The sequence below is a fragment of the Streptococcus sp. C150 genome (assembly GCF_000187445.1).
Lineage (GTDB): Bacteria > Bacillota > Bacilli > Lactobacillales > Streptococcaceae > Streptococcus > Streptococcus raffinosi.
In genome coordinates this window covers 1,045,194-1,062,425 of the sequence record NZ_GL698449.1, presented here as the reverse complement: position 1 = coordinate 1,062,425, position 17,232 = coordinate 1,045,194, and the positions used below count along the sequence as shown (strand labels likewise).

Genomic DNA, 17,232 nt, shown 5'->3' with positions numbered 1-17,232 from the left:
TCTGTGTCATAGATTGGACCATATATGACAGAAAGATATTTTTGTTCTTGAATTTGATATGCTAGATGTGTATAATGATGTCACAGCGAACTATTAAAAGAGGTCGTTGCTCATGACAATACAAAAATTAACCAATTTAACTCACTTGCTCGAGCTTATCTTGCTACAGGTTATAGGAGGTAATCTAGATGACAAAAAGCAATAACACGCAAATTACGGATATCTTAAACAATATCTATAATCTTATTATTAATCCAGAAACAACTGAAAAAGAGAGAAAGTTGCTCGTAACGTTTAAAAATGAAATAGAAGTTAGGAAGAAGGATAATGATGAACTTCTAGCAGAATTATGTAGAGCTATTCAAGTTCTAGCAGTCAGCAATCTTTCTAAAGGGATTTCACTGAGTTCAGGATTGAGTGAATTGAGTAAAACACTCACAGAATTCCAAAATGAATCAGAACGTAACAATAATCTAGCAATAGGATTGTCATCAATCGCCATGTTTTTTAGATGATTTATCTGTTTGTGATGCTTAATAATTAAAATGACAAAAAAGATCAACTGAATTGAACCAAATAAGTTGGATTCTGTTGATCTTTTGTAGTTCTAATCTTGAGTATCTTGTTAGCCAATTTTCGCTATTTAAGTAAAGGATGTAAGAATGACGTATAAAAGCGATCTGATAGAAGATAACAAAAGGGCCGAGAATCAGAGCTTTCTCTACTTCCTACACGAGGAGAAAAAATTTGATGTAAAGGCACTTGAAGATTTGTGTCACTACATCATAGAACTGGATACAATCAGTCTCGAGCAGTTGAGAAATATCCATTATATTGAAAACCAAATACTACGCCATCTTGTGTATCATTTTGATGATAATGATCTAAGTAAGATCTCAAATCTCCCTTTTGAGTACTGGGAGTATATAGAGCCCTTTGAACGTTTAGTGGCATGTTTGTACGAGGGTGATGGTGAGGAATGACAATTATCCAGGTCATAACAAAGTCTTGTTAGAGACTTTGAACCAACAGTATGGTTATCCTAAAGATGTCAAAGACTATTTTGATTTGAAGTAGATTTATGAAAGAGATTTTGTCAGGTAGCTTCTTTTAGGGGCTACCTTTTTTGGTGCTGATTACTTAATTGAGGTATCAAAAAAGCCACTGGCATACAAAACCAATGGCTTTCAACAATTTATTTTTTCTTTCCTAGTACAAAATAATGGCTAGGGATTTGTTGTGTTAAACTGACTGCGATGGCGATGGTAAATGAGGCTAGGAAACAAGCTCGTAGGAAGCTGAGGCCTAGGTCTGCATTTCCAATCAAGAGGAAGTAGATGGCACGGTAGAAGCTCATTCCGGGAATGAGTGGGAACATGCTTGAGGCTAGGAAGACGGTAGCTGGACATCTACGGTAGTGTGCCAAAAAGCGTGAGGTGAAAGTGACCAGTAAGGCAGGAAAGAGGATGGCTAAAACTTCGTGATGGGTATTATTCCAAATCAAGAGGTAGAGGAGCCATGAGCCGGCGCCTAGTGTTCCAAGATCTAAGAAGTATTTCTTGGGTACTCGGTAAAGTACGGAGAAGGCTGCTGTCCCTAGTCCTGCCATGACAGTTTGAATCAGGACTTCTAGCCAAGAGGTAGACGGTGTTGAAAAGACGCCTGATAGTTGCTCCGCAAAGGGGAGAATGGAAATCATGGCAAGGACACCGACAGAGATTGATAGACAAGTGGAGACTCCCGATAGCATCAGGGCCAGGCCACTATAGTAGTTGTTCTGGGTGAATTCTCGGATGGCATTAACAAAGTAGGCCCCAGGAATCAAAATCATCAAGGTCCCTAGGATAATGACACTACGATGTTGTCCAATGCCCAGAGTATAGAGGATATTAGCTGATAAGGCAGCAATGGCACTAGAGAGGATAATCTGCAAGAAGCTGGTATGAATAAAACGGGAAAAAAGCTGCATGCCAATCCCCACAAAAAGTCCAGAGATAGCCGCAGCAGTCCCATCAATCCAGCTACTTCCAAGGGCTAGCGAGAAGCTACCTGCACCAATGACACAGGCTATAATATCCTCTAAAGGACGATAGAAGGTCTTGTGTTCAATGGTTCTCAGTTTTTGGAAGATACTAGAAACAGGCTGATTTGGCTGCTCTGCCAGTTCACGAGACAGGCGGTTAACCTCCTCTAGTTTACCTAGATGGATAGAAGGGGCTGAGGTAGCTAGGACACGAGACTCCTTAAGACCTGAGCGGTTGAGTCCGGAAATCATGACTCCTCGATTGACCACGTAAGTGGAGAAGTCTCTAATACCAAGAGACTTGGCCATGTGTCCCATGGTGTCCTCGATACGGTAAATCTCAGCACCGCTCTCCATGAGGAGACGGCCTGCCTGAAGGACCGCATCCATTTCGTTTTGAGTCTCTGTTTCATTTGGAAAATCGATAGTCATGTGACCCCTCCTTATCTGTTAATTCGTCATTCCATTATAAGGCTTGAATGGTGGTTTTTCAATAGCTTTGGCGACTAAAATGCGTCTTTTTATGAGATTTTTCTTCTACTTAATGATGGGGGACAGGAAAATGGAGGCTTGCCTTTTGCCTTGCTAATGATTGAGGCAAATGCTACAATTAAATCATAAAATGTATGCGTTTACATATTTTTGCGCTACCTTTCTCAAAAAGCGTTATAGTCCTTTATTTATAGGGAGATGAGCAATTACAGAAGGAAGCGTATGTAAGTGTAAAAAAATGATACCTTTGAAAAGGAGGCAATTCCATGAAAAAAATTATCAATAATCCTGAAAATGTTGTCACTGAGATGTTAGATGGCTTGGCTTATGTACATCATGATTTGGTGCATCGTCTGTCAGGTTTTGACATCATTGCAAGAAATGAGCAGGCTTCTGGTCAGGTTGGTCTCATTTCTGGTGGCGGAAGTGGTCACGAGCCAGCCCACGCTGGTTTTGTGGGTGATGGTATGCTTTCAGCAGCTATCGCAGGTGCAGTTTTTACATCACCAACGCCTGATCAAATTTTGGAAGCTATCAAGGAAGCGGACCAGGGGGCTGGTGTCTTCATGATTGTTAAAAATTATTCAGGCGACATCATGAATTTTGAGATGGCTCAAGAATTGGCTGAGATGGAAGGTATCGAGGTTGCCAGTGTCGTTGTGGACGACGATATCGCTGTGGAAAATAGTCTCTATACACAAGGTCGTCGTGGGGTTGCGGGTACTATTTTCGTACATAAAATCTTAGGTCATGCGGCTCGTGAAGGCAAGTCTCTGGCTGAAATCAAAGACTTGGCTGACAAGATTGTCCCTAATATCCACACCATTGGTTTGGCCCTTAGCGGTGCGACAGTTCCTGAGGTTGGCAAGCCTGGTTTTATCCTAGCAGAGGATGAAATCGAATATGGTATTGGTATCCACGGTGAGCCAGGTTATCGTAAGGAGTCTATGCAACCTTCTCGCCTATTAGCGGAAGAATTGACTGGTAAACTTATAGAAGCCTTCGAGGCAAAGACTGGTGAGCGCTATGCCCTTCTCATCAATGGTATGGGTGCAACGCCACTCATGGAGCAGTATATCTTTGCCAATGACGTGGCAAGTCTTCTTGGAGCTGCAGGCTTAGATGTGGTTTATAGAAAATTGGGTAACTACATGACTTCTATTGATATGGCAGGTCTTTCACTAACCCTTATGAAGATTGAAGATGAGGCTTGGCTGACAGCTCTGGAAAGTCCTGTTAAGACCATCGCATGGTAAAAATGACAAAAACTAGAAATCGGGTATATTATGGATAAAACAGTTGCAATAAAATGGATGACTCTTTTTAACCAAATGGTACAAGAAGAGAAAGACTATCTCTCTGAATTAGATGGTCCAATTGGCGATGGCGACCACGGGGCTAACTTGGCGCGTGGCATGGCAGCAGCCCTTGAAGCTCTTAACAGCACAGAACCACAAAGTGCAGCAGAGGTTTTTAAGGCAGTCTCCATGGCCTTGATTAGCAAGGTCGGCGGTGCCTCAGGCCCACTCTATGGGTCTGCCTTCATGGGGATGATGAAGGCTGAACAAGCGGGACAGGATATGGCAGGAGTCCTTGAAGCAGGTCTTGATATGATTGTTAAAAGAGGTCATGCACAAGTTGGTGAAAAGACCATGGTGGATGTTTGGAGCCCTGTTGTAGAAGCCGTCAAAAAGAATCAATTAACGAATGATTTTATTGATCAGGCTGTTTTGTCAACCAAGGATATTGTGGCAACAAAAGGTCGGGCTTCCTATGTAGGTGAGCGCTCTATTAGTCATATTGACCCTGGATCACAATCCTCAGGATTGCTCTTCAAAGCCTTGCTAGAAGCGGAGGAATAGGACATGCCAGAACTTGGAATTGTGATTGTCTCCCACTCTGCTGATATTGCTAAAGGCTTGGTTCAGCTCATTCGTGAAGTCGCACCCGATATTCCCCTGACAGCAACAGGTGGTCTTGAAGATGGTGGCTTAGGATCAAGTTTCGATCATGTTCAGGTAGCAGTGGACAGTCAACCAGCTAAGCGTCTCTTGGCCTTTTACGACTTGGGCAGTGCTCGTATGAATTTGGAAATGGTTGAGGAATTCTCAGACAAGGAAATTCTCATTCAACAAGTCCCCCTTATTGAGGGAGCTTACACAGCTTCAGCGCTACTTCAGGCAGGAGCTAGTGAGGTTGAAATCTTATCTCAGGTTAATGACTTAACTATTCAAAAGTAAAGAAAGTATGCTATGACACATCAAATCAACTATAAATGGGCCAGCCTTGGAACTGGCGTTATTGCAAACGAATTGGCGCAAGCGATGGAAGCCCTTGGAGGGAAACTTTATTCCGTTGCTAATCGCACCTATGATAAGGGTGTTGCCTTCGCTGAAAAATACGGCATTGAAAAGGTTTATCAAGAGATTGACCAAGTCTTTGAAGATCCAGATGTGGACATTATTTATATTTCTACACCCCACAATACCCATATTAATTACCTTCGTAAGGCCCTCGCAGCTGGTAAACACGTCCTCTGTGAAAAATCTATCACGCTAAACAGTGAAGAATTGGCAGAAGCTATCCAACTCGCCGAAGAAAATCATGTCAAACTGGCAGAAGCTATGACCATTTTCCATATGCCGATTTATCGTAAGCTCTCTGAAATTGTGGATAGCGGTAAGCTAGGCCCACTTAAAGTTATCCAGATGAACTTTGGTTCTTATAAAGAGTACGACATGACCAATCGCTTTTTCAATCGTAATCTGGCTGGTGGTGCCTTACTCGATATCGGTGTCTATGCTCTTTCCTTTGTTCGCTGGTTTATGACGTCGCAACCGACGGATATGGTTTCGCAGGTCAAGTTGGCACCGACAGGTGTTGACGAACAAGCGGGTATTCTCCTTACCAATGCAGAAGGGGAAATGGCGACAGTGACCCTAAGTCTTCATGCTAAACAACCTAAACGTGGTACCATCGCTTATGATAAGGGCTACATCGAACTTTATGAGTACCCACGTGGGCAAAAGTCAGTCATCACCTATACCGAAGATGGCTCACAAGAAGTCATCGAGGCAGGAGAAACTGCCAAAGCCCTCCAGTATGAAGTCCTAGACATGGAAGCAGCCGTTGCAGGTAAGGATGATCATACCTACCTCAATTACAGCCGAGATGTCATGGAGCTCATGACCCAACTCCGCAAAGATTGGGGCTTAGTTTACCCAGAAGAAGAGTAGTACCCACTATAACCCCATTGACACTAAACAAAAGCTTTTTGGGTGACAAGAACTGCTAATTCTAACAAATGGTTACAATTTTTGTATGACCGTTAGAAAGGTAGCAAGAGGGGGACTTTCACTTGTGTAAGCGTTTCAAAGCGTGTATAATATAGTTAGAAAGATAGGAAAAGGAGATGTGTAGTGTCTAGTATTACAATTGAAGCGAGCAAGGTGGCTAGAAAGAGTCCTATTAGGGTTGATACTAGTCTTGTGGGAACGGTTTCTGGGGTTGAAGATGTGACAGTCTCCCTACCTTCAACAAAAGCTCGTCTAAGAGTTGGCAAATGGGGCTATAAGTCTAATACGATTACTGTTGAGGATGGCCAAACTGTTCGGGTTACCAGTAATTTTATAAATCGCCTCATAGCGGTAGCACCATTGTTTCTATACTTTATTGGAGGTCGTTACCTTCCACTCATTGCTGTTCTATCTACTATAATTTTGCTTTTTAGCTTACCCTTTCTCAAGTTAGAAATCGTAGACTAATTAGAATCGGGAGTGGCCTAGCCCTCTGTTTGATACTTTTAACTCACTTTTTCATAAAAATGCTAGGCTACTCTCCATTTTTTGAGAAAAGGTTGAGACGAGAAAGTGGGTTGTCAAAAAGGGAACTTAATAGAGTTCTCCTTTTTTATTCAGCCAGTTCCCTTGCCCATTTCTAAAAGACCCCAGTTGGTAAAACTGAGGTCTTTCTTGTTTCTAGTGATAGATTATTTACGGTATAATTTGTCGTATTGATAGTAAGGATCGAAGGTCACATTGATACCAAGCTTACGGAGGACATTTTTATCTTCATCAGTAAGGATGATGGTTGAGTGGGCTTCAGATCCCTTGAGGTTACCAAGTTCCTTCATGGCACGGGCCGCATCTGCATTGTTAGCGGCAGTGATAGCCAAGGCAATGAGAATTTCATTTGAGTGAAGACGAGGATTACGGCTACCCAAATGGTTGATTTTCAGACCTTGGATGGGTTTAACCACCTCAGGCTCAATGAGTTTGGTTTCTTTGGCAATGCCAGCAGAAGTCTTGATTGCATTAATCAAAGCAGCGGCAGTAGGACCAAAGAGTTCTGAATTTTTACCAGTGACGATTTGGCCATTTGGCAATTCAAGCGCAAGAGCAGAACTACTGGTTTCTTCAGCTTTAGCACGTGCTGCTACAACGACTTTACGGTCTTCAGGCGTGATACCAAGATCGTTCATGAGCAGTTCGATTTTCTTAACGGCAGTTTCAGGTACACGTTCATTTTTAAAATCAAGAACGGTTTGATAGTAGCGACGGATGATTTCTTGTTTAGAAGCTTCTTTAGCAGCCTCATCATCGGTAATAGCGAAACCAACCATGTTAACCCCCATATCTGTAGGCGAAGCATAAGGTGACTCGCCAAGGATACGTTCAAGCATACGTTTGAGAACAGGGAAAATTTCGATGTCACGGTTGTAGTTTACGGTCGTTTTTTCATACGTTTCCAAGTGGAAGGGGTCAATCATATTGACATCATCAAGGTCCGCAGTAGCAGCTTCATAGGCCAAGTTGACTGGGTGATGAAGTGGCAAATTCCAAACTGGGAAGGTTTCAAATTTGGCATAACCAGATTTGATGCCATTGATTTGGTCGTGGTACATGTTAGACATGCATGTCGCCAATTTACCAGAACCTGGACCAGGAGCAGTGACAACGATTAGGTTACGGCTGGTCTTGATATAGTCATTTTTTCCCATACCTTCAGGAGAAATGATATGGTTCATATCCGTTGGATAGCCCTTGATAGGGTAGTGGATGTAAGACGTGATGCCATTTTTTTCCAGTTGGTTACGGAAAGCATCGGCCGCAGGTTGACCTGAATACTGGGTAATGACAACAGAACCCACATAAATATTGAGCTCGTTGAATGTATCAATCAGACGAAGCACCTCTTGGTCGTAGGAAATACCAAGGTCACCACGAGCCTTAGAGTGCTCGATATTGCTAGCATTAATGGCGATGACCACTTCAACCTGATCTTTAAGCTCTTGAAGGAGCTTGATTTTATTGTCAGGCTCATAACCAGGAAGGACACGAGCAGCGTGGAAGTCCTCCAACATTTTGCCACCAAACTCCAAGTAGAGCTTGCCGTCAAACTGGTTAATACGCTCCAAAATATGGTCGCGTTGCAGATTCAAATACTGTTCAGAACTAAAAGCTTGTTTCTTCATAAATAAAAATACCTCTGAGAAAAATTATATCAAATGCCTGAGGTAAATGCTATTGGCGAAAGACGATTTATTGGATTTTAAAATAACTTCAATGTATGTCTTTTTCTTTTTATCAACAATAGTGTATTTGAGTGGGTTATTGCATTTTGATATAATAGAAATCATGATGAGTATTATTTTTACAATATTGTTATTTTCAGTTGTGTTTTGTGTTTTTCTATTTCCATATTTTAAGAAAAATAGAATATTAGCCATTGGCCCTAGTATTATACTTGTTATTATTTTGATAGCATTTGGTGGTCTTACTACTTCTCAGTGGGGATTTCTTTCTGCTGCCTTGGCAGTTGGCTCTATGTTATTTACAGAAGATTTTTTTACAAAATTTTTTGGAGTTAAATTATCTTTAAGGGCAAGCTCTATTTTAGTACGTGGAAGAGTGATAATAGTTCTAATGGCACCAATATTATTTATCTCAGTAAATCTAATAACATCACAATGTGTTGAGGAAAAAATTCTACATAATAAATTAGAGTATATTAAATATGACCCTAAAGAAGTTAAATTATTTGAAAATGGTAAAGAAATAAAGGCAATTGGAGATAGTAGTTTAAGGAATACAAAGTACATTCTTGATTTTATTGATGGAGAACATGTAAGACATGGAATAATAAGTTTAGAATTTGATAAAATAATAAATAAATTATATTCATTTAAAGATTTAACTGTAAAGTATCGAGGCATTGATTTTAAGATAGAAAATGTTACTTTTGATGAGCAAATGGGAGTTTACTATTTATTTGTGCATAAAAGAAACTTAAATAATAACGAGACAATTGCTAAGTTATTGACATCTCTACTTAGATTTATTTTTATTGAGTTAATTGGAATGGTATGTATAAATGTTTATTTTCGTTGCTTTTATAGAAATCCCAAAGAAAATTGGTTGTTAAAATTTATTAGTCGTGAAAAATCGGGTATTGATATTCAAGGTCATTGGTTCTTGTTGAATAAGTATGAATTTGATAATAGGGAGTTCTTATTTTCAGTGTCAAGTTTTTATATTCTAGGTAATCTATTATACATAGGAAAAGAAGTTTATCAATTAATTAAAAAAAATGATAAAATAAGCATAAAATCGCAACCGGGAGTCTCTTTTGAGATTCTAGATGACTATACTATAAAGTACGACGAATATACGTTTATACATTCATATTCTAAAAAGAAAAAAGATTTATTTGTAAAATATAAGGTTCCAAAGAATAGGTTTGGAAACAAAGTGTATTTTAAAGAATCAAATGAAAAAATTTTGTTAGGTGAAGATTTAGCAGATAAGGAAAATGTACTTTGTTTGGATATGCAGAATAATAAATTAATTGAAACACGATTAAAATTTCAAAAAAAATGTTATTTTGTAGCGGAGGAAATAACTAATTTAGAATCATCAGAACAAAGCATTCTCTATAGCAGTGAAGATATACCAATAGTATACATTAATAAACCTGACAAACGCGAGATAATTGTTGGTGGTGTAAGGTATATTGAAATTAAAAATCAATAAGATTAAACATTCAATAGTATTTTGTTAATAATCCAATACTTTTCTTTAGAAAAGTGTTGGATTATTTTGATAGAGATGTACTAAGTTTTTCAGTCATCTAATGTTAAAAGTTACAAGTGATTTTGCCTATTATCTTGAATCTAAGTTTCCTATTTTTTGGATAAAGGCGTATAGATCTTTAAACAACGTTGGTGATCCGAGTTTCAAAATCTTGTCTTGTATGTAGAAGAAGTTGTTTTCTAAAAAGTTTCAGATAAGTTTGACTATATTTTTTGGAGATTTCGAACGGTTTTTTATTGCCTCATTACATAGCTAACTTATAAAGGAGTTGTGCTAAAATTTTACTTTCCTCTGCTGACAACTGGTAATTGCTGATACCTTAAGCCATGTTTTGAACTAGATTTGTTTTAAGGGGCTATTAGTATTTAATTTTATATCAGACTGGTCTTTTGAAAAGAATAGGATTTATTGCAATTTTAAATCTATATATGTTTATCATTATAGAATACTCATGTAGAAATATTGAGTTAATCGTTATTGTATAGAGGTCCGATATTGACTTGGTGAGCAGTCATAATACTGCCGAAAGGCTTTTGAAAAATGCAAAGGGTCCAGATAGCCTACAGAATAGGCGATAATTTTTATAGGTTGATCAGTAGTTTTCAAGAGTTCATTAGCTCGATTCATGCGTACTTCGAGCAGGTATTCTTTGGGAGAAATCTTGTGGAAGTCTTTGAAGATGGAGGACAAATAGGAACGATGAACGCCTAGCTTATCGGCAATCTCTTGGATACTAATATCTTGTGAGTTATAACCTATATCGATGAGGTGTTTGGCTTCACGATAGAGTTTGCAACTGGGCGAGATGGTTTCTTGATCAAGGTTAGGTGAGAGGTCATTTAATCGGTGCATGAGTTCATAGAGTTGACTGATAACATGCAGTTGCGAGGACTTACTTTCGTCGAGCCTTTCTGCATCTTTGACAATAGTCTCTATGAAGTTACCTAATGCTTCGGTGTGAGGGGACGACCTAAGATAGGCTGTTTCATGGATTTGTGAGAGGTGAAAGTACTCCTGAGCTTTGATACCACTAATCCCCAGCCAATAGTAGGACCAAGGAGTCTGATTATCCGCAAAATAGTAGGTAACTTCACCTGGTATGAGTAAAAAAATGTCTCCCTTTTGAAGGGGGATTTTTTGGTCCTTGTATTCAAGACAGCCTTTTCCTTCAGTGATGTAATGGAGAACGTAATTTTCCCGAATGGCAGGACCAAAGAACTGGTCTGGTAAACAATCCTCATAGCCGTAAAAATCAAGACGTAAATCTAAGGTTCCTGTTTCAAGTTCTGAAAAAATAATCATAGCACAACCTCCTTACCTAACATTTTACCATATATTTGCAACAAAATTCCATTTTAGAAAGCGCATACATCATCTATAATAAAGCTTGTAAAAAAGGAGAATATCATGAGTATTACTATTAACAAGAACTATTATTACATCAACAGTAAAGAATTGTCACTTATCATTGAAGAAAGGGAAGGAGACCTTTTACTGAGACATCTTGGGCGTAAGATTACAAATTATCATGGCTCAAATGCTATAAATGAAAGAGATCACGCTTTTTCAGGACAGCTTAATCCAGACGTCAGAACATATAGTTATGATACACAACGCCAGGTTTTGGGTCTACATGGCTTGGGGGATTTTCGTCAACCGTCTTTGAAAATCCAGCATGGAGTCTCAGATGTGACACGCTTTGAATTTTTAAAAGCAGAAGTGGTCAAAGGAATCTCACTAGAAAGCAAACTGCCATATCCCCATTCTTTGGAAAAAGCAGAAACGCTGATTTTCACCTTAGTCAATAAAGTTGCTGATTTGGAGTTAAAACTCTACTACACAGTGGTTGAAGACAACAACACAATCGTAACTTATAGCGAAGTCATCAATAACTCTAATCAAGCGGTGGTTATCCACCGAGCGCTCAGCGCTATGGCTGATGTACCTGCCCGTGACTATGATGTGGTCACTCTCCAAGGCGCTTACGCTCGTGAGAAAACGGTTCGTCGCCAAAGAGTTGAGCAAGGTATCTTTAAAGTTGCCTCTAACCGTGGGGCTTCAGGTCATGCTCAGACACCAGCTTTGATTCTTTGTGATCACGAAGCTAGTGAAGGAGCAGGCGAGGCCTTGGCTTTCCAACTCATGTATAGCGGTAACTTCCAAACATTTGTCCAAAAGAGTCAAATCAATGAAGTCCGTGTAGCTATCGGAATTGAGGATGAGAACTTTACCTGGGAACTTGCTTCAAATGAAAGTTTTGAGACACCAGTTGCCCTCATTACTTACTCCCACCAAGGTTTGACTGGAGTTAGTCAAGAAAGTCAGGCCTTTGTTACAGATTACATCATTCCTAAGCAGTTTGCCCATGAGGAGCGTCCTATTCTTCTTAATAACTGGGAGGCAACCTACTTTGATTTTGAAAAAGAAAAATTGCTTGAGTTAGCCGAAGATGCTAAACAAGTAGGTGTTGAACTCTTTGTCTTGGATGATGGTTGGTTTGGAAATCGTTTCGACGACAACCGTGCTCTAGGAGATTGGTTCGTCAATGAAGAAAAACTTGGTGGACCACTCCAAGACTTGATTGAAAAAGTTCATGCCAAGGGGCTTAAGTTCGGTCTTTGGTTTGAGCCTGAAATGATTTCGGTGGACAGCGATCTTTATCGTACACATCCAGACTGGGCCATCCAAGTGCCTAATTATGGTCATACTTACTCACGTAACCAACTCGTGCTTAACTTGGCTAATCCAGATGTGGTAACTTACTTAAAAGATGTCTTGGATAAGATTCTGACAGATAATGCTATTGATTATGTTAAATGGGATTATAACCGTAACATGACTAACATCGGAAATGGAGCGAACTACCTTGAAAGCCAAATGCAGAGTCATCAATACATGTTGGGACTATATGACTTGGTAGAATTCCTGACAAGCAAGCATGAGAATATTCTCTTTGAATCATGTTCAGGTGGAGGAGGTCGAAACGACCTCGGTATGATGCGTTACTTCCCACAAGTTTGGGCGAGTGATAATACTGATGCCATTGCACGTTTACCAATTCAATATGGTTCAAGCTATCTTTACCCAACCATTTCTATGGGGGCTCACGTATCAGCTGTTCCTAATCACCAAATGGAACGTACAACGCCTTTGGAAACACGTGGAGATGTAGCTATGATGGGGAATTTAGGCTACGAATTGGATTTGACGAGCTTGACTCAGGAAGAAAAAGATATTATTGCTGGACAAATCGCTCATTATAAGGACATTCGTCCAGTGGTTCAATTTGGTCAGCAATACCGACTCATTAATCCTGAAGCTGGAAGCAATGAAGCAGCTGTTCAATTTAACTACGAAAACAAGGTTTTAGCAACCTATGTCCGAGTTCTTTCAACAGTTGAGACGGTTGAAACGACTCTCAAACTAAAAAATCTCGATCAAGATGCCAACTACATGTTACAAGGAACAGACCAAGTTTATTCTGGTGCTGAACTGATGTATGCAGGAATCACAGTCGTTCTTCCACAGGGAGACTTCCTCAGTAAACAATTTTATTTTGTCAAAGTAGATTAAGTGTTTAGTGGTATAGGTGTTTATCTGGATGTTAATTTGAACTAAGGTGTGCAAAAATGTTTGTAAACTTTAACAAGGTTCTTTAATAAATTAGCCTTGTTGTCAGGGTGGTATGAATTTTTATAGATTTGACATTTAAGCTGTTTTCTAAGAGAGAACAATAGAAGAGACTGGAAGAAATTCCAGTCTCTTTTTGCGTTTTCAATTTTAGAAGATTCTTAATAGTAAGAAATTATTTCGTACTTTCTCTCAGAGTCAGTTTAGTGCCCAACATAGTAAGTGTCGGGATTTCTCTTGGAGCCAAGACTTGTTTATTGAGGACATCCATGGCAGTTCGTCCCATTTCTTCGGTATAAACAGTAACACTAGAAAGTGGCGGATAAACTTGTTTGGCTAGACTGGTGTCATTAAAGGAGATGATCTGGATATCTTCTGGGACATTAATACCATTTTCCTGAAGGGCTCTAAGAGCACCGATAGCCAGACTATCACTAGCTGCAAAGTAAGCATCTGGTAGGGGTGTACCACTTGCTATTTTAGAGGCTAAAAGGTCATAGCCAGATTGAACTGTAAAATTACCCGAAAGAATCAAAAGAGGGTCATAGATGCTCTTTTCAATACAGTAGTTACGATAAGAACGTAAACGAGGCTCCGGAACGATTTCAGTTGAATCCGTTGTTTTTTCTTGCCCTGTTAAAAGACCGATGCTCTTACACCCTTGCTCAGTGAGATAACTTAGTGCCGTTTGAACAGCATTTTCAAAGTCAGTTGTCACACAAGGATGTCCCTGACGAAGGGTATCACTATCTACAAAGACTAGCGATTTACCCAATGATTCCAATTCAGTAATCTGTTCACGACTAAACTTTCCGATACAAAGTATACCTATGACTTCTTCAGCAAGACTAAAAGGAATGTCATTGAAATAACGAAGTATCTCGTAGTCTAGCTCATGGGCTCTTGTTTCAATTCCAAGCCGAATGTTGTAGTAGTAGAGATCGTCTAACTCATCTTCCTCACTTACCCATTGGATAATTGCCACTTGATGTTTTTCTTTTTTCAAGTTTCCGATTTTCTGATGTTTGGTATATCCGATTTCATCTGCCACAGTTAAAATACGGTGCCTGGTTTCTTCAGTAACGGAGAGGCTTTCATCTTGGTTGAGAACACGTGAAACAGTTGCGATTGATACATCAGCCAATTTTGCGATATCTTTTAATGTAGCCATATTGTTCTCCTTTCATCCAAAGTATACCATAAAATCTAAAATTTTACCTATTTTTACTAAAAAAACAGTAAAAACATTGATTTTCCTTGTGAAAGGGGTTACAATATTAGTGTAAAAAAGAATAAGCGAGGTACATCCTATGAAGACATCACAGTTAAGAGAAAAGTTTAAAGAAGTTTTTGGTGTAGAAGCAGACCATACTTTCTTTTCTCCAGGCCGTATTAACTTGATTGGTGAACACACTGACTACAACGGTGGGCATGTGTTCCCAGCAGCTATTACTCTAGGTACTTACGGAGCAGCCCGTAAACGTGATGACAAAGTTTTGCGTTTCTTCTCAGGTAACTTTGAAGATAAGGGCATCATCGAAGTACCACTTGAAAATCTTCGTTTTGAAAAAGAACACAACTGGACAAACTATCCAAAAGGTGTTCTTCATTTCTTGCAAGAAGCTGGTCATACAATTGATTCAGGTATGGATATTTACATTTATGGTAACATTCCAAATGGATCAGGCTTGTCATCATCATCATCTTTGGAATTGTTGATTGGTGTTATTGCTGAAAAACTTTATGACCTTAAATTGGAACGCCTTGACTTGGTTAAAATCGGTAAGCAGACTGAAAATGACTTTATCGGCGTTAACTCTGGTATCATGGACCAATTCGCTATTGGTATGGGAGCTGATCAACGTGCGATTTACTTGGATACAAATACTTTAGAGTATGACTTGGTACCACTTGACCTTAAAGACAATGTTGTTGTTATCATGAATACTAACAAACGTCGTGAATTGGCAGATTCTAAATACAATGAACGTCGTGCTGAATGTGAAACAGCAGTATCTGAACTCCAAGAAAAACTTGATATCCAAACACTTGGTGAATTGGACCTCTGGACATTTGACGCATACAGCTACTTGATTAAAGACGAAAACCGTATCAAACGTGCCCGTCACGCAGTTCTTGAAAATCAACGTACACTCCAAGCTCGTAAAGCTCTTGAAGCAGGAGATTTGGAAGGCTTTGGTCGTCTTATGAATGCTTCTCACGTATCATTGGAACATGATTACGAAGTTACAGGTCTTGAACTTGATACTTTGGCACACACAGCATGGGAACAAGAAGGTGTCCTTGGAGCTCGTATGACAGGAGCGGGATTTGGTGGATGTGCCATCGCACTTGTAAACAAAGACAAAGTTGAAGACTTCAAAAAAGCAGTTGGTCAACGTTATGAAGAAGTCGTTGGTTATGCACCAAGCTTCTATATCGCTGAAGTAGCTGGCGGTTCACGAGTACTTGATTAATGAGAAAGAAGTAGAGATTATGGCTGAAAATTTAGTAAACACTTTTGTAACTCAGGTTATTGAAAATAGTGATTATGAGGAATTGGACCGTATCTATTTGACAAACAAAGTTTTTGCTTTGGTTGGAGAAGGAGTTGCTGATGTTGAAACAGATAGCTCTGAATTGATTGACCTTAAAGACCAGTTGCTTCAAGCAGGTGTTAAAGCTGGTTCCGTCGGTGAACTTAATGAAGAACAAGATATCATTGGTGCTCAACTCATGGACTTGATTACACCAAGCCCTAGTGTTGTAAATCGTAACTTCTGGGATACTTATAAATCTAACCCAGAGCAAGCAATTGCTGACTTTTATGCACAAAGTAAACGCAATGATTATGTGAAAGTCAAAGCCATTGCACAAAATATTGCTTATAAAGCACCAACTAAATACGGTGACTTGGAAATTACGATTAACCTTTCAAAACCTGAAAAAGATCCAAAAGCCATCGCTGCAGCTAAAAATGCGGTAGCTTCTGATTATCCAAAATGCCAACTTTGTATGGAAAATGAAGGTTATCTAGGCCGCATCAATCACCCAGCACGTAGTAATCACCGTGTTATTCGTTTCCAAATGGAAGGAGATGACTGGGGCTTCCAATATTCACCATATGCTTACTTTAATGAACATTCTATCTTCTTTTATGGTAAGCATGAACCAATGCACATCAGTCCATTGACGTTTGGTCGTCTCCTATCAATTGTTGAAGCATTTCCTGGTTACTTTGCAGGTTCAAATGCTGATCTTCCAATTGTAGGTGGTTCAATTCTTACACATGAACACTATCAAGGTGGTCGCCATACCTTCCCAATGGAAGTAGCAGGCATTAAAGAAAAAGTTAGCTTTGATGGTTACTCTGATGTTGAGGCTGGTATCGTTAATTGGCCTATGTCAGTTCTTCGTTTAAGAAGTGAAGATAAGGAAAGACTTATTGCTCTTGCAACCAAAATTTTAAATTGCTGGCGTGGTTATTCAGACGAAAAAGCTGGTGTCTTGGCTGAGTCTGATGGACAACCTCACCACACCATTACCCCAATTGCTCGTAGAAAAGACGGCAAATTTGAATTGGATTTGGTTCTTCGTGACAATCAAACTTCTGAAGAACATCCAGACGGTATCTACCACCCACATAAAGATGTTCAACATATTAAGAAAGAAAACATTGGTTTGATTGAAGTCATGGGATTGGCCATTCTTCCTCCTCGTTTGAAAACAGAACTTAAAGATGTTGAAGACTATCTATTGGGTCAAGGCAATCAAGTAGCTCCAATTCACCAAGAATGGGCAGATAAACTTAAGGCTGAAAATCCTAATGTGACAGCTGATGATGCGAAGAAAGTTGTTCGCCAATCAGTTGCTGATATTTTCGCTCGTGTGTTGGAAGATGCTGGTGTTTATAAATCTGATAATGAAGGCTTGAATAACTTTAAAGCTTTTGTAAATTTTGTAAATTTAGCTGATTAATTGTTTTTTCTGAAGAAA

15 protein-coding genes are annotated in these 17,232 nt (G+C 39.4%); 11 read left to right on the top strand and 4 right to left on the bottom strand.

The genetic code is table 11. The annotated features are described in order from the left end of the window. Positions 1 to 188: 188 nt before the first annotated feature. Complete coding sequence (locus HMPREF0848_RS04940; protein WP_008535034.1) at positions 189 to 515, top strand: bacteriocin immunity protein; 327 nt, start codon at positions 189 to 191, stop codon at positions 513 to 515. Positions 516 to 662: 147 nt separating this feature from the next. Beyond that, on the top strand, positions 663 to 983 hold the full coding sequence (locus HMPREF0848_RS04935; protein ID WP_008535033.1) for a hypothetical protein: 321 nt from the start codon (positions 663 to 665) through the stop codon (positions 981 to 983). Between the two features lie 212 nt (positions 984 to 1,195). On the opposite strand, the gene HMPREF0848_RS04930 is transcribed toward HMPREF0848_RS04935, so the two are convergent. After that, the gene (locus tag HMPREF0848_RS04930) at positions 1,196 to 2,455 is read right to left on the bottom strand and encodes a threonine/serine ThrE exporter family protein (RefSeq protein WP_008535032.1); all 1,260 of its coding nucleotides are present in this window, start codon (positions 2,453 to 2,455) and stop codon (positions 1,196 to 1,198) included. Positions 2,456 to 2,781: 326 nt separating this feature from the next. Between HMPREF0848_RS04930 and dhaK the strand changes: the two genes are divergently transcribed. From dhaK to HMPREF0848_RS04905, 5 genes are all read left to right on the top strand, one after another. Next, positions 2,782 to 3,771 carry a dihydroxyacetone kinase subunit DhaK gene (gene dhaK, locus HMPREF0848_RS04925; RefSeq protein ID WP_008535031.1) on the top strand — a complete coding sequence of 330 codons (990 nt, stop codon included), beginning with the start codon at positions 2,782 to 2,784 and terminating at the stop codon, positions 3,769 to 3,771. Positions 3,772 to 3,801: 30 nt separating this feature from the next. After that, a complete protein-coding gene (dhaL, locus tag HMPREF0848_RS04920; RefSeq protein WP_008535030.1) occupies positions 3,802 to 4,377 on the top strand; it encodes a dihydroxyacetone kinase subunit DhaL in 576 nt (191 codons plus the stop codon). A 3-nt stretch (positions 4,378 to 4,380) separates the two neighbouring features. Then, the gene (dhaM, locus tag HMPREF0848_RS04915; RefSeq protein ID WP_008535028.1) at positions 4,381 to 4,755 is read left to right on the top strand and encodes a dihydroxyacetone kinase phosphoryl donor subunit DhaM; all 375 of its coding nucleotides are present in this window, start codon (positions 4,381 to 4,383) and stop codon (positions 4,753 to 4,755) included. Between the two features lie 12 nt (positions 4,756 to 4,767). After that, positions 4,768 to 5,751 (top strand): Gfo/Idh/MocA family protein, encoded by a 984-nt coding sequence (locus HMPREF0848_RS04910; protein WP_008535026.1) that lies wholly within the window; start codon positions 4,768 to 4,770, stop codon positions 5,749 to 5,751. A 183-nt stretch (positions 5,752 to 5,934) separates the two neighbouring features. Further along, a complete protein-coding gene (locus tag HMPREF0848_RS04905; protein WP_008535025.1) occupies positions 5,935 to 6,279 on the top strand; it encodes a hypothetical protein in 345 nt (114 codons plus the stop codon). A gap of 224 nt (positions 6,280 to 6,503) precedes the next feature. Here the strand turns inward: HMPREF0848_RS04905 and HMPREF0848_RS04900 are convergent, their stop codons facing one another. Beyond that, entirely contained in the window at positions 6,504 to 7,988 is a 1,485-nt protein-coding gene (locus HMPREF0848_RS04900) for a DUF1846 domain-containing protein (protein ID WP_008535024.1), read from the bottom strand. 52 nt (positions 7,989 to 8,040) lie between these two features. On the opposite strand from HMPREF0848_RS04900, the gene HMPREF0848_RS04895 reads away from it, so the two are divergent. Then, complete coding sequence (locus tag HMPREF0848_RS04895) at positions 8,041 to 9,546, top strand: hypothetical protein (protein ID WP_037608946.1); 1,506 nt, start codon at positions 8,041 to 8,043, stop codon at positions 9,544 to 9,546. A 534-nt stretch (positions 9,547 to 10,080) separates the two neighbouring features. Here the strand turns inward: HMPREF0848_RS04895 and HMPREF0848_RS04890 are convergent. Continuing rightward, positions 10,081 to 10,908, bottom strand: coding sequence for an AraC family transcriptional regulator (locus HMPREF0848_RS04890; RefSeq protein WP_008535022.1), 828 nt, complete (start codon positions 10,906 to 10,908; stop codon positions 10,081 to 10,083). A gap of 105 nt (positions 10,909 to 11,013) precedes the next feature. Here HMPREF0848_RS04890 and HMPREF0848_RS04885 point away from each other — a divergent pair, with 105 nt between their 5' ends. Beyond that, a complete protein-coding gene (locus tag HMPREF0848_RS04885) occupies positions 11,014 to 13,179 on the top strand; it encodes an alpha-galactosidase (protein WP_008535021.1) in 2,166 nt (721 codons plus the stop codon). A 232-nt stretch (positions 13,180 to 13,411) separates the two neighbouring features. Here HMPREF0848_RS04885 and HMPREF0848_RS04880 read toward each other — a convergent pair whose 3' ends face one another. After that, positions 13,412 to 14,407: a LacI family DNA-binding transcriptional regulator gene (locus HMPREF0848_RS04880; protein ID WP_008535019.1), complete on the bottom strand. Its 996-nt coding sequence runs from the start codon at positions 14,405 to 14,407 to the stop codon at positions 13,412 to 13,414. Positions 14,408 to 14,546: 139 nt separating this feature from the next. Between HMPREF0848_RS04880 and HMPREF0848_RS04875 the strand changes: the two genes are divergently transcribed. Both HMPREF0848_RS04875 and galT read left to right on the top strand, forming a co-directional pair. Beyond that, positions 14,547 to 15,713, top strand: a complete 1,167-nt coding sequence (locus HMPREF0848_RS04875; protein ID WP_002888055.1) for a galactokinase — start codon at positions 14,547 to 14,549, stop codon at positions 15,711 to 15,713. 19 nt (positions 15,714 to 15,732) lie between these two features. Beyond that, complete coding sequence (gene galT, locus HMPREF0848_RS04870) at positions 15,733 to 17,214, top strand: UDP-glucose--hexose-1-phosphate uridylyltransferase (protein ID WP_008535017.1); 1,482 nt, start codon at positions 15,733 to 15,735, stop codon at positions 17,212 to 17,214. Positions 17,215 to 17,232: the final 18 nt, after the last annotated feature.

What these genes read in the sequence shown, in the direction of transcription:
- dhaL (WP_008535030.1), top strand. Translation starts at nt 3,802, where the DNA reads ATGGATAAAACAGTTGCAATAAAATGGATGACTCTTTTTAACCAAATG.
- HMPREF0848_RS04885 (WP_008535021.1), top strand. Translation starts at nt 11,014, where the DNA reads ATGAGTATTACTATTAACAAGAACTATTATTACATCAACAGTAAAGAA.
- dhaK (WP_008535031.1), top strand. Translation starts at nt 2,782, where the DNA reads ATGAAAAAAATTATCAATAATCCTGAAAATGTTGTCACTGAGATGTTA.
- HMPREF0848_RS04880 (WP_008535019.1), bottom strand. Translation starts at nt 14,407, where the DNA reads ATGGCTACATTAAAAGATATCGCAAAATTGGCTGATGTATCAATCGCA.
- HMPREF0848_RS04940 (WP_008535034.1), top strand. Translation starts at nt 189, where the DNA reads ATGACAAAAAGCAATAACACGCAAATTACGGATATCTTAAACAATATC.
- HMPREF0848_RS04935 (WP_008535033.1), top strand. Translation starts at nt 663, where the DNA reads ATGACGTATAAAAGCGATCTGATAGAAGATAACAAAAGGGCCGAGAAT.
- dhaM (WP_008535028.1), top strand. Translation starts at nt 4,381, where the DNA reads ATGCCAGAACTTGGAATTGTGATTGTCTCCCACTCTGCTGATATTGCT.
- HMPREF0848_RS04930 (WP_008535032.1), bottom strand. Translation starts at nt 2,455, where the DNA reads ATGACTATCGATTTTCCAAATGAAACAGAGACTCAAAACGAAATGGAT.
- galT (WP_008535017.1), top strand. Translation starts at nt 15,733, where the DNA reads ATGGCTGAAAATTTAGTAAACACTTTTGTAACTCAGGTTATTGAAAAT.
- HMPREF0848_RS04900 (WP_008535024.1), bottom strand. Translation starts at nt 7,988, where the DNA reads ATGAAGAAACAAGCTTTTAGTTCTGAACAGTATTTGAATCTGCAACGC.
- HMPREF0848_RS04875 (WP_002888055.1), top strand. Translation starts at nt 14,547, where the DNA reads ATGAAGACATCACAGTTAAGAGAAAAGTTTAAAGAAGTTTTTGGTGTA.
- HMPREF0848_RS04890 (WP_008535022.1), bottom strand. Translation starts at nt 10,908, where the DNA reads ATGATTATTTTTTCAGAACTTGAAACAGGAACCTTAGATTTACGTCTT.
- HMPREF0848_RS04910 (WP_008535026.1), top strand. Translation starts at nt 4,768, where the DNA reads ATGACACATCAAATCAACTATAAATGGGCCAGCCTTGGAACTGGCGTT.